9 protein-coding genes are annotated in these 12493 nt (G+C 49.4%); 5 read left to right on the top strand and 4 right to left on the bottom strand.

The annotated features are described in order from the left end of the window. Positions 1 to 141: 141 nt before the first annotated feature. From CIB36_RS10815 to CIB36_RS10800, 4 genes are all read right to left on the bottom strand, one after another. Positions 142 to 1344 (bottom strand): 2-hydroxyacyl-CoA dehydratase, encoded by a 1203-nt coding sequence (locus CIB36_RS10815; RefSeq protein ID WP_093990016.1) that lies wholly within the window; start codon positions 1342 to 1344, stop codon positions 142 to 144. A gap of 124 nt (positions 1345 to 1468) precedes the next feature. After that, the gene (locus tag CIB36_RS10810; protein WP_158662669.1) at positions 1469 to 2641 is read right to left on the bottom strand and encodes a D-alanyl-D-alanine carboxypeptidase family protein; all 1173 of its coding nucleotides are present in this window, start codon (positions 2639 to 2641) and stop codon (positions 1469 to 1471) included. 79 nt (positions 2642 to 2720) lie between these two features. Continuing rightward, positions 2721 to 4325 (bottom strand): response regulator transcription factor, encoded by a 1605-nt coding sequence (locus tag CIB36_RS10805; RefSeq protein ID WP_093989553.1) that lies wholly within the window; start codon positions 4323 to 4325, stop codon positions 2721 to 2723. Beyond that, positions 4309 to 6114: a cache domain-containing sensor histidine kinase gene (locus tag CIB36_RS10800; RefSeq protein WP_093989552.1), complete on the bottom strand. Its 1806-nt coding sequence runs from the start codon at positions 6112 to 6114 to the stop codon at positions 4309 to 4311. The genes CIB36_RS10805 and CIB36_RS10800 overlap by 17 nt, the downstream gene beginning before the upstream one ends. Before the next feature lie 289 nt (positions 6115 to 6403). On the opposite strand from CIB36_RS10800, the gene CIB36_RS10795 reads away from it, so the two are divergent. From CIB36_RS10795 to CIB36_RS10775, 5 genes are all read left to right on the top strand, one after another. After that, entirely contained in the window at positions 6404 to 7699 is a 1296-nt protein-coding gene (locus CIB36_RS10795; protein WP_093989551.1) for an ABC transporter substrate-binding protein, read from the top strand. Between the two features lie 72 nt (positions 7700 to 7771). Next, the gene (locus tag CIB36_RS10790; RefSeq protein ID WP_093990015.1) at positions 7772 to 8674 is read left to right on the top strand and encodes a carbohydrate ABC transporter permease; all 903 of its coding nucleotides are present in this window, start codon (positions 7772 to 7774) and stop codon (positions 8672 to 8674) included. Between the two features lie 14 nt (positions 8675 to 8688). Next, a complete protein-coding gene (locus CIB36_RS10785; RefSeq protein ID WP_093989550.1) occupies positions 8689 to 9561 on the top strand; it encodes a carbohydrate ABC transporter permease in 873 nt (290 codons plus the stop codon). 119 nt (positions 9562 to 9680) lie between these two features. Then, on the top strand, positions 9681 to 11036 hold the full coding sequence (locus CIB36_RS10780) for a sulfatase family protein (RefSeq protein ID WP_093990014.1): 1356 nt from the start codon (positions 9681 to 9683) through the stop codon (positions 11034 to 11036). 22 nt (positions 11037 to 11058) lie between these two features. Further along, positions 11059 to 12381 (top strand): sulfatase family protein, encoded by a 1323-nt coding sequence (locus tag CIB36_RS10775; RefSeq protein ID WP_093989549.1) that lies wholly within the window; start codon positions 11059 to 11061, stop codon positions 12379 to 12381. Positions 12382 to 12493: the final 112 nt, after the last annotated feature.

The following is a 12493-nucleotide window of genomic DNA, read 5'->3' as shown; positions in this document are numbered from 1 at the left end:
TTTCATTTCTTCTTTGAAAAGTATATTATTATTGTACTATAAACCCCTGTCTTTTTCAAGCCTAACAACTCATTTTTTGAAGAAAATTGTTTGTCCGTTTTGTGAACTTTCTAAAAGGCACAACCCACTAAAAAGAGTTGTTTACCGGAAATCCAACAGCATTTTCACCCGGTTATACACGTTCAGCCGGGAACCGCTGGAATCCACGTCCACGCTGACGATCAGCCCGTCGGGCAGCCTTTTGCATAAAGAGGAATAGATCCCTTTCCCGCAAACATGATTCGGCAGGCATCCAAACGGCTGGACTGCCGCTACCTTGCGGCAGCCGTGCTTAATACAGCCCACTGCTTCCGCCCCGATCAGCCAGCCGTCGCCAGTCTGGGTGGAATAGCTGACATATCCTTTGGCTTCCTCTTTTAATATGGAAAACGGCTCTAAACTGTAAAACCCGAATCTCCGTAAAGCCTGAATCATCTTTTTTTGCAGGCGTTCCAAAACAGCTCCGACCAGCCGGTAACCCGCCTTTTCCAGCCGCCGTGAATCCCTTAAATGGGAATCTATGTAATAAAGCGTATACCAGGACAGTCCATTGGTATAGCTTTCACAGCCCTCTTCCTCCAAAAAGCGGACCATATCCCAGTTTCCAAGGTGGCAGTACTTGATATACAATTCCCCAACGATCCCGATCCTTTGCTTTGTTTTCCCGGTACGTTCGATATTGGAAAAGTCCTCGGCGATCCGCAAAAAATTTCGTTTCAAACTTCGCAGGGTAAGGTTCCGGCCTGTTCTCAGGTCCTCGGATAAAACACGCACCCAATGTTTCCAGCAGGCTTGGGCCGTTCCAGACACCTTTTCATAAGGCCTTACCTGCTGAAGCAGCAGCATCAGCATATCCCCGTAGAATAAGCCGAACAGAGCCCGCCAAACCATTCCCGGCTCCAGCTTCATCTGATTTTCCCGCTCTACGCCTTTCACATTAAGGGACAATACCTTCACTTGAGGAAAGCCGGCATTTTTTAACGCCTTGCGCAAAAGGCTGGTATAATTGGACCCACGGCACCCATCCCCGGCAGAGGGCATCAGCAACCGTGTGCGGGACAGATCATACTTCCCGCTTTGCAGGGCAGAGAGCATCTGACCGATGCATAGGATAGAGGGGTAACACATATCGTTGTGCACATAACGCAGTCCCATATCGGTAATGTTGTCCTCGTTTTCCAGAATAATCGGATGATAGTTTTTAGAATAAAAGGCATATTGGAGCAAGGGAAAATGTGCGTCCAGCATGGCGGGAATCAGCAGAATATTCTTTTCCCGGTCCTTCCCCTCCTGGATCCGATACATAAAATCCCTCCTTCCCGCTTTCAGCCGATCAATCATCTATCCTTTCCTTTATCATACCACATCCAAAGGGAATTTCAACAGCGAAAAAAAAGACAGCCTGCCGGAAACTCGGCAGGCTGTCTTTTTACATCGTCATCATTTTATAAAAAACGATCTTCATAGATTCTATAAACGTCCGTTGTTCTACGGCCGTTTTCGCTGTGTATTCATACCGGTCCACTTCTTTTCCGTCCAGTATCAGGGTGGTCGTTCCCACAACACTCCCCTGTTCTACCGGGGCAGTAACGCTCTGCTCCAGCTGGGTGTGTACTTCCACCTCCGGCTGAGTACCCTTCGCGATCAAAACAGGGGCAATTTCCGTAGACGGTGAAACCACCTCTACCCGGGAAACAACGCCCTTTTTCACAGGGATGCTTTCCGTCTGTTCAAAGGTTACTTCCGGGCGGTAAAGCTCATACTTGGCAAACCCATAGTCCAGCAGGTCCTTGCTTTCCTGAAAACGGGTCTTGCTGTCTGATTCCCCCAGTACTACCGCGATCAGGGTCATACCGTTTTTGGTCGCCGCCGAACTTAAGCAGTGGCCGGCCGTTTTGGTGTATCCGGTTTTCACACCGATGCAGCCTTCATATTCCCGCACCAGCGCGTTGGAATTGCGCATCATATATTCATTGGTATCGGAACGGATCGGATACCGGTTGGTCGCGGTGAATTCTGTAGCCTGTTCAAAGGACAGCAAAAACCGGGTCATCAGTGCGACATCTCTGGCTGTGGTCAGGTGTCCATCCGCAGGCAGGCCGTTGGTATTCTCAAAATGGGTGTTGTTCATCCCCAACTCCTCCGCCTTGCGGTTCATCATATCGACAAACGCATCCTCACTGCCTCCGGTAATATGTTCGCCTAATGCCACCGCGGCGTCATTTGCAGAGGCCACTGCTACCGACATCATCAGATCATAGACTGACATCTGTTCCCCTTTGTCAAGGTTTATCTCCGTTCCGCCCATGGAACGGGCGTTTTCCGAAGCGGTCACCATGTCGTCCATGCTCAGTTTCCCCGCAGCCACCTGCTCCAGCACCAGTCCCATTGTCATGATCTTTGTCACAGAGGCCGGTTCCAGTTTTTCATCGGCATTTTTCTCAAACAGGACCGTACCTGTTTCCAGCTCCATCAAAATCGCTGATTTAGCGCCGCTGGCCAAATCGCTGTTCTTATCGTCCGCTCCTTCCGCCGATACCGGCAAGGCGCTTCCTATCAAGACCGCCAGCGATGCGACCGCAGCAAATAACCGTTTCTTCACGCAAATCCCTCCCATTGTGGTTAATATATATGAGCGCCGTACCGTAAACTATGCGGATTTTCGGAGAAAACCTGTAATTTCAGGCCTCTTTGGCAGGGCCTTTATGAGAAGAACGGTATTTGTTGGGTTGCACCCCAGTCACCTTGACAAAAATCCTGCTAAAATAGCTCTGGTTGGGGATGCCCACCTTCTCGGCGATCTCCCCGATAGAAAGACGGGTAGTGGTCAGTAACAGCGCCGCGCGCTGTACCCGTGTCTGCGTGACGTAATCGGAAAAGTTTTGTCCTGTTTCTTCCTTGAAAATTTGGGAAAGATAGGTCGGGTTACAATAGCTTTCTTTAGCGATCACATTTAAAGAAAGTTCCTGCGACAGATGAAGATTGATATACTGAATCGCTTTCCCCACAATGGAATTGTAATGGTACAGGTTTTTGTGGATAAATTCCGATAATTCCCGGATATACTGCACGGTCTGGCTGGTCAATCCGGACAAGGTTTTAAACTGGTCGATTTTTTCCTTGGTATCCATCCCGCCGGTAAAGGCCTCGCGGATTTTGGCAAGCTGGGGATGGCAGACCTCGTTTAGTGTTTTAGCCTTTTCCTCCAGCACAGTGCAGATCAAGTACGCGGCCTCCCGGATGTCATCCGGATGGTAAAGGCGTTCCTGAAAAGAGATCAACGTTTTTTCAATCCACGCCGCGGCTTGGGAAAGCTGGTTGCTCTCTGTCAGCTGGACCAGCTCCAGCAGGATCGGACTTAGCTTCATGGGCTCTGCCGGCAGTTGTGCCTGCGTGCAGTAATAAACGGATTCCTGTTCGTAAAAAGAATAAAGCCTGATGTAGTTCAGGATCCTTTCGTTGTAGTCGCAGATCTTTTCAAAGCCCGAAAAAACAGGGCTGTAATATACGCTGAACATGCAGGATACCCGCAGGCCAATCTCCTGCTTTAACTCCCGCACCGCCGCGCCAAGCTGCACAGCGTCCTGAAACTGAGGGTTGATATTTGCCAGCAGGATATACCTGCTCTTGCTGGATTCCAGCCAGTGTGCAGTCCGAAATAGCCCCGGCTTGTCAAGCTCCTCCTGAAAATCCGGCGCTACCTTTTCCCGAAAGCACAGGTGCATCACAAAAAGCTGCTCCTGATACAAGTCCAGCGATAGGTCAGAAAGCTGTTTTTCCACCTCCTGAGGATAAACCTGGGATACCAAAAGGTTCCAGCAAAGGTTCTCCCGCAGTTCCTTGGTGTGCGCTTTCATGCGGTCCAGTAATTCTTGCGACCGCTGCTGTTCCTGCCGTTTGGACAAAATCTCTTTCCCAAGGCGCAGAGCCAGCGCCAGCAGGTGGTCCAGCTCCAATTCCGCTTTCAGCACATAGGCGTGCGCGCCGTATGAGATCGCTGTCTGGGCATATTTAAAGTCGTCGTATGCAGATAAAATGATGATCTTCATGGCCGGATACCGTTCTACCAAATGCTTTGTCAGTTCCAGCCCGTCCATAACCGGCATCCGAATATCCGTTACCATAATATCCGGCGGGTCAGCTTCGCAAAGCTGCAGCGCCTTTTCCCCGTTGGAAGCGCTGCCCAGCACCTGAAACCCGTAGCTTTCCCAATCTACGGTCAACCGCAGGCCGTCGCGCATGATCTGTTCATCATCTACAAACATGATTTTAATCTGTTCCCCCATGTTTGCTTCCCCCCTCCTCCGGATCGGATAAAATCAATGGCAGCCGCAGGATCACCCGTGTTCCTCTGCCAATCTCGCTTTCAAAATGTACCGAATACGGCTCGCCAAAATTGAGCCGCACCCGCTCGATCACATTGCTGACGCCGATCCCATTCAGCCCTCTGGTCTTTTTTTCAGCAGAGGTGATCTTCTTTAGGGTATGCCCGTCCATCCCTATCCCGTTGTCCGCTACCGTAATCTCAAGCATCGGGGCAACTTCCGTTTCCAGCCTGCGGAAAGCCACCGAGATCCTTACCTCGTCGTTGATTTCCTGAAACCCATGCAGGAGGCTGTTTTCAATAAAGGGCTGGATCAAAAAACGCAGAATACGGCAGGAGTTTAGCTCCTCCGGCAGGTCGATCGAAAACTGGAAATTGGAATAACGGGTCTGCTGAATATAAATATAGCTTTTCAAAATTTTAATTTCTTGTTCTAACGTTACCATCTCTTCCGGGCGGGCAATGGTATTTTTTAAAATATCTACCAATGCCGTCAGCGAGGAATTCACCTGCTCTGGCCGTTTTAACCGAAGCAGCATCTTAATGGAATTGATGGTATTATAAATGAAATGCGGGTTGATCTGCGCCTGCAGCGCTTCGATTTCCAGGTTGCGCTTCTGCGCCTCCTTTTGCAGCATCTGCTGGTTTAGGATCTCGATCTGGGAGACCATATCGTAAAATTGAAGGCTGAGCCGCCCGATCTCATCCTGCGAGACCGTTTCAGGCGGCAGTAAATGAAGTTCCCCCTGCTTGACCCTTTGCATGTCATGGTCAAGTTTCCGGATCGGTCGGGCAACTCGCTGATTGACATACAAGCAGATCAGGAACATGCATACCGATAAAATCAGCAAGCTGACCACGATCGCATAGGTCCAGGTATTTAGGTCCTTTAAAATATCCTTCATCGGCATTAGGTGCGTCAGCTTCCAGTCGATCGAATCCAGAGTATCATAAATATCAATATATTGTTTCCCCTGAAATTCCACGATTTCATATCCGGAGGTTTGGGAGGAGGGCTGTGTCTTTTCCGACCCGTTGATAAACCGGGTCGACAGCGGGGAGGAGGAAAGAATCGGGGTCCCCTCCTCGTCAATCAGGGCGGCGCTGCTGTCCTCTTGGATCAGGGGGTCAAAATATTGGGTCAGCGTACTTTCCGGGATCCCGATGATGATGTAAAAATCCAGCAAACGGTTATAGGCGTTTTGGTAAGACTTATAAAAATAGATATAGGCTTCTTCCGGATTAGAGGGATTGTAGCTTTTTCTCGACACTGTACAGGCCTGCCGTTCATCCCTGAACAGAATGTCGATGTCCTGCTGGATCTGCGTAAGCTCCGGCCCCTGGTTATCCCAAGAATAATACACGGTGGTGCGTGAATCAGTGTAAAGGATGATCTCACAGCTTTTGTTGTTCTGGATCAGGTTTTTGGTGAAATCATTTAAAATTTTATTCAGCTTCATATAAGCGTAATGTTTCTCCAGCGTATCCGTTTCCCGTTTCAGCCGGTTGATATAGAAATTTACGTCGCTGTCATTATAGATCTGATCCCTCAGATTAAACAGGTAGGTCAATTCGGAATTTAGATCCTGACCGATGATTTTGACTGAATTCAGCGAGTTTGTGGCGGCACTTTTTTGAATGATGTTCTTTGAAACAGAGTAGGAAACGGCGAAAAAGATACATACTAAAAGCAGGATCGCGCCATATGACAAAAATAATTTTGACCGGATCGTCTTCATTTTAAGCTTCAAGCGTTCTCCCCCTGTCTGTTTCCTAAAAAACTGAAAAATTCACAAAATTATTATAACATATTTTAGGTTTTTTCAAAAACATATCTTTGGGAAGCTGAAAAATTGAACAATCCGGGTAAAAATATGAAAAAAGTCAAGCTTATGATTTGGAAAAAACATGGCTTCCAACAAAAAATTGAATAAAATATGAATATTCGATCTAAAAAATGTGGATAGCCTTTCGCAGTAAAATCCAGTACAATAAAGACAAATCAAACGAACAAGCTTATGATGACAAGGAGGATTACCCATGAAACACCTGAAAGTAACTGCATTGTTGGCAGCCGCCTTGATGGCAGTTGGTTCTATGACAGCATGCGGCGGTGTGAACAGCCCGGATTCCGGTTCTACCGCAGATAAAGGAAATAGCTCTGGCGACGTGACCTTAAGCTTTTTGCGGGCAGGTACCAGCGAAGACGCACAAATCGCCTATCAGGCTATCATCGACGAGTACACAAAAGCAAACCCAAATGTAAAGATCGAATACCAGCAAATCGGTTTTGGCACCGAACTGGATACCAAGCTGAACACCCTGTATGCCAGCGGCGCGGCGCCTGATCTGGTCCGCGGGCCGATCAGCACCATTGCACAGCGTGCTTCTATGGGCCAGTATGCGGCACTTGACGATTATATCGCCGAGTGGGACGAAAAGGACAACGTGATCCAGACAGCCTATGACGTGGCCAACTACAAAGGCAAGCAGTACGGGATCGCCATTAACATTGAAGCAAGCATGCTCTTCTACCGAAAAGACTACTTTGAAGAAGCTGGCCTTGACCCGAACAAGCCGCCTCAGACCTGGGAGGAGCTGCTCGATTATGCAGAAAAACTGACCGTCCGTGAGGGAGACGACGTTGTAAGGGCCGGCTTTGCGTTCCCAATCTCCAGCAACCACCAGACCCTGATCCAATTTGCCCGCCAAAACGGAGCGACCCTGGTTGATGAGGAAAAAGATGAAGCAACCTTTAACGATGAAAAGACCATAGAAGCATTGGAATACTTCACCCAGTATGCAGACAAAAACCTGATCATTCCATTTGTGAACCAAAAAGATCAAAACCCATTTGAACTTGGAAATGCAGCAATGCAGTACCTCACCTTAAACACCTATGTTACTATCAAAGCAAGCGGCGTAGACTGGGCTGACCAGATGATGTTCTCACCGGGACCAGGCAGAGAAAAGATCAGCACCTTCGGCGGCTGCCAGATCATGTTCATGAGCGAACAGAGCAAAAACAAAGACGCTGCCTGGGACTTTATGAAACACCTGTTCACCGACGATGTTGTTTGGAAGCTGGTGGAAGAAACTGGCGCTACCGCTGTAAAGACAGGTCTTGAGGACAAATTTAACGAAGCGTACCCAGACATCGGGCCGGCTTATCTGGAAACGTTGCAGTATACCGAAGGCATGCCAAAGGTGGAATGGGCGTCCCTGTTTGAAACTGCGATGAAAACTGCCTTTGAAGAAGCAATGTATGGCAAAAAAGACGCAAAAACCGCATTGGACGATGCATATAACCAACTGAACTCCGAACGCGGAATTTAGTGGACATAACAGCAAAAAGCGGGTTCAGGCAGCGCCTGCACCCGCTTTTTCTTTCCAAAGGGGGATTTTATGATGACGGCGATCCGAAAAAAGAAACACAGCAAAATTGGGAATGAACCAATCGGCTATTTTTTTATCGCACCGTTTTACCTGTTCTTTTTCTTTATGGTCCTGATCCCGATCTTCACAGGGATCATGCAGAGCTTTACCAATTATGATTTGTACCAGACCAATGATTTTGTCGGGCTGGCGAACTACAAACAACTGTTAAAAGACCCCGTCTTTTTACAGGCGATCGGCAACACCCTTTTCTATTCACTATTGTACATTGTCCCGACTATGGCGATCGGGCTTTTGCTCGCCTTGCTGATGAGCAAGGAAAGCGGCGGATACAAGATCTTCCGCACCGGGTTCTACCTGCCTTATATCATTTCCATGGTCTGCGCCTCTACCATCTGGCTGTGGATTTTTGACCCGACTGCCGGCGTACTCAATCAAATGCTCCGCGCGGTCGGCCTGCCCACCAGCGATTGGCTGAAAGACCCAAACCTCGCCATGGGCTGCGTTGTGTTCGTCAGCATCTGGAAAAACCTTGGGTACTGTATGCTGATCTACCTTTCCGGGATCAAGGGGATCCCAAATTACCTGTACGAAGCCGCACAGATCGACGGTGCGAGCAAAGTAAAACAATTTTGGTACATCACCGTGCCCATGCTCCAGCCCACCACCTTTTTCCTGTTCATTACCTCTTGTATCTCCTCGTTTAACGTATTTGAGCAGGTCAACGTCCTGACAAACGGCGGGCCGCTGAACACCACGACCACGATCGTACACCAAATCTATTTAAGGGGCTTTACCCAGTTTAAGATGGGATATGCTTCCGCTATGTCCGTCGTCCTGCTGATCATGGTTTGCATCATCACGCTGATCAACTTTAAATTCGGCAATCAAGGCACTGATACGGATATTGGCTAAAGGAGGAAATGAACATGAGATCCAAAAGAAAACTGAAAAATGTTTTGGTCATCATATTACTGACCATTCTGTGCATCATCTTCCTGATCCCGCTGTTTTTAATGATCCTGACCTCGCTGAAAAGCATGCCGGAGATCATGGCCTCCAAGTTTGTACTTTTTCCGGAAAAGGCCCTGTTCTCCAATTATATCGAGGCAATGCAGCGCGGGAACTGGCTGGGTTACTTTGGAAACTCTTTTTTTGTAACGGCTTTGACCGTTCTCATCAGCCTGATCCTAAATTCCATGGCAGGCTACGGCTTTGCACGGATCCCATTCCGTGGGCGCAACACCCTGTTCTTCTTTGCATTGACCGGCATGATGGTCCCAACGCAGGTCACTATGATCCCTGTGTTCATCAACCTGAAAAGCTTCCCCCTAGTGGGCGGAAACGATCTATTCGGCAATGGCGGGACCGGAATGATCAACACCTACGCCGGGCTGATCCTCCCTTACATAGCCGGTGCGTTCGGCGTGTTCCTTTGCCGGCAGTTTTACATGAATTTCCCGGCTTCTCTGGACGACGCCGCAAAAATTGACGGCTGTTCCCGGTTGACCGCTTATTTCAGGATTTATCTGCCACTTTCCAAACCGATCCTTGCGACCTTGGCCGTGTTAAAGGCGTCACAAACATGGAACGACTATATGTGGCCGCTCATTATGATCAACAACGATGAAAAAATGACGATACAGGTAGCGGTTATTTCCAAATTTGTCACAGAGGTCAACACCCAGTGGAACCTTTTGATGGCAGCGACCGCAATGATCATCTTACCGCTGCTGATCCTGTTTTTATTCACCCAAAAGTATTTTGTGGAAGGAATTGTCACCACTGGAATGAAAGGATAGGAGATTCGTGTGCAAAATACTTTTTCACACCCCGTTTTTGTGCCTTTGCTGCAAAAAGCAAAGCGGCAATCGGCTTCGCCGAGCGGCACAAATTCCGAAGAAAGGAATGATTGATTTTTATGGCACAAAGACCAAATATCGTATTGATGAACTGCGATGACTTAGGATACGGAGATCTGGGCTGTTACGGCTCCGCTGTCAACCGCACTCCTACCTTAGACGATATGGCAAAGCACGGAATCCGCTTTGCCGATTTTTACATGGCGTCCCCGGTCTGCTCTCCCTCCCGCGGCGGGATGCTGACCGGCTGTTACCCGCCCCGGATCGGCTTCGGCACCTTTGAAGGCGAGTGGGTCCTGTTCCCCGGGCAGGGCGTTGGGCTAAACTCCAGTGAGGTCACCATCGCAGAGATTCTGCGGGATGCCGGATACCGCACCAAGATCGTCGGGAAATGGCATTGCGGGGACCAGGAAGAATTCCTGCCTTTAAACCATGGGTTTGACGAATATTTCGGGCTCCCCTACAGCAATGACATGGGACGCCAGAAAACCAGCCGGCTAAATACCCCCCTACCCTTGATCGACGGGTCCGAGGTGATCGAAGAACAGCCGGACCAGCGTTCCCTGACCGAACGGTATGTAGAACAGGCGACCCGTTTCATCCGGCAGAACAAGGAAAATCCATTCTTTTTATATTTTGCGCATATGCATGTCCACCTGCCCTTATACACCTCGGAAGAGTTCGTGAAAAACTCTCAAAACGGTGATTACGGCGCCTGTGTGGAATGCATCGACTGGGCGGCGCGCGCTGTCCTGCACGAGCTGAAAAAGCAGGGATTAGAGGAAAACACCCTCTTTATCTTCACCTCTGATAATGGCGGCCGGGGCGACCACGGCGGCAGCAACAGGCCTTTACGTGGCAAAAAAGGCACGACCTGGGAGGGCGGACAGCGTGTGCCCTGCATCATGTACTGGCCGAACCATATCCGAGAGGGCGCTGAGGTACACGATCTGGTGACCTCTATGGACTTTTTACCCACCTTCGCGAAGCTCTGCGGCGGGAAAGTAGACCCCGATCGGAAAATTGACGGTATGAATTTCAGTGAAATGCTCTTCTCTGATACGGCGTCGCCCCGGAATGAATTTTTCTACTATATCCGTGAGGCATTGGAGGCTGTCCGGGTAGGCGATTGGAAGCTCCATACCAGCAAGGACGGAGAAGCGGTCAAATTGCTTTATAACCTCAGGAAAGACCCGGGCGAAACGAACAATCTATATGACGAGTATCCAGAAATCGTCGCAAAGCTTGAAGCGCGTCTGGAATACTGCCGCCATGATTTAGGCGACACCGTGACCGGAACCGCCGGCGAAAACGTCCGCCCGATCGGCAGAGTGGAAAATCCCAAGCCATTAGCGGAATACAACGAAGATCATCCGTATATCGTGATGATGTACGACAGCGAGGACATTGGTTAAATCATCCCAGAAAGGAGCAGCTATGTCCAGACAGTTAAATATCGTTTATATGATCTGCCATGATATGGGGCAGTATCTTGGCGCGTACGGGATCGACACCGTGCAGACCCCCAACCTGGACCGCATCGCAGAGGAGGGGGTACTATTCGAAAACAATTTCTGCACGGCCCCGCAGTGCTCTCCCAGCCGCGCCAGCTTAATGACCGGGCGCTATCCCCATTCCAATGGGGTGTACGGCTTAAGCCAGGAGGGGATGTTTTCCCAGTTCCATGCCAACGAAAAGCCGATGGCAAACCTACTGCACGACGCCGGGTATGACAGCTACAAATTCGGGCTTCAGCACGCCACCTATGACGAAAGCTTTTTGAAATTTAAGCCCTATCGTCAAAGCGGCGGAGAAAAAGAATGCACCAAGGTGGCTGGCTCGGTGATCGAATTTTTGAAGGAACGAAAAGCCCAAGAACAACATGCTCCTTTTTTTGCCCATGTGGGTTTTTTCGAACCGCACCGCCCCTTTGATTTTGAAGGCGCCGAACCTGACTCCGCCTTAGGGGTAAGTATTCCCCCATATATCAAACACACACCGGAGGCGGAACAGGACTTCGCCATGTTTCAGGGAGCGATCAAAAAAGTGGATCAGGCGATCGGCAGGGTCTATCAGGCGATTCAGGATCTTGGCTATGCGGAGGATACGCTGGTTATTTTTACAGTTGACCACGGCTTTCCGTTTTTCCGCGCCAAGGGTACGCTTTACGATCCCGGACTGAAGACAGCCCTTTTGATGCGCTGTCCCAGATATGGCATAACCGGCGGGAAAAGGTACACGCAGCTGATCAGCAACATTGACCTGCTGCCCACCGTTTTAGAGGCTGCCGGGATTTCTATCCCCGAACAGGTTCAAGGGAAAAGCTTCTGGAGCTTGCTGACCGGCAAGCCATATCAGCCCAACAAGGCCGTTTTTGCAGAAAAAACATATCATAACAGCTATGATCCCATGCGTGCGATCCGTACCGAACACTTCAAGCTCATCTTCAACTTTGAAAGCACCCACGGCGTGCAGGTTCCGGGAGATGTTGCAAAATCTCTTTCTTCCAGCAAGATGCTGCCTGAACTGTTCGCTCCGATCAAACCTTTTATGGAACTGTATGATTTGAAGCTGGACCCGTGGGAATCGAAAAATCTGGCGCAGGAGCCGGAATATGAAACGATCAAACAGGAACTTGCCAGCCGGTTATACCAGTGGATGGCCGACACGCAGGATCCCCTTTTAAACGGCCCGATCCCCTCCGCCTCCTACAACCGGCGGCTTGCCTGTCTAAAAGGGCTGGCTCAAAGTCAATTTTAGGGTGCGCGTTTTTGTTGATCCGTTGCCGGTCATTGCAGGCATCTTGCCCTGGCACATGTTTTCTGATACAATAAAAAAGTACCTGTTTCAAACTGCCTTTGTGTAAGGGAAG

The organism is Massiliimalia timonensis (assembly GCF_900186585.1).
In the GTDB taxonomy this organism is placed as follows: Bacteria; Bacillota; Clostridia; order Oscillospirales; family Ruminococcaceae; genus Massiliimalia; species Massiliimalia timonensis.
The sequence above is the reverse complement of the archived record's forward strand: the minus strand, read 5'-3'. Positions and strand labels throughout refer to the sequence as shown.

What these genes read in the sequence shown, in the direction of transcription:
- CIB36_RS10815 (WP_093990016.1), bottom strand. Translation starts at nt 1,344, where the DNA reads ATGTATCGGATCCAGGAGGGGAAGGACCGGGAAAAGAATATTCTGCTG.
- CIB36_RS10805 (WP_093989553.1), bottom strand. Translation starts at nt 4,325, where the DNA reads ATGGGGGAACAGATTAAAATCATGTTTGTAGATGATGAACAGATCATG.
- CIB36_RS10795 (WP_093989551.1), top strand. Translation starts at nt 6,404, where the DNA reads ATGAAACACCTGAAAGTAACTGCATTGTTGGCAGCCGCCTTGATGGCA.
- CIB36_RS10790 (WP_093990015.1), top strand. Translation starts at nt 7,772, where the DNA reads ATGACGGCGATCCGAAAAAAGAAACACAGCAAAATTGGGAATGAACCA.
- CIB36_RS10785 (WP_093989550.1), top strand. Translation starts at nt 8,689, where the DNA reads ATGAGATCCAAAAGAAAACTGAAAAATGTTTTGGTCATCATATTACTG.
- CIB36_RS10780 (WP_093990014.1), top strand. Translation starts at nt 9,681, where the DNA reads ATGGCACAAAGACCAAATATCGTATTGATGAACTGCGATGACTTAGGA.
- CIB36_RS10775 (WP_093989549.1), top strand. Translation starts at nt 11,059, where the DNA reads ATGTCCAGACAGTTAAATATCGTTTATATGATCTGCCATGATATGGGG.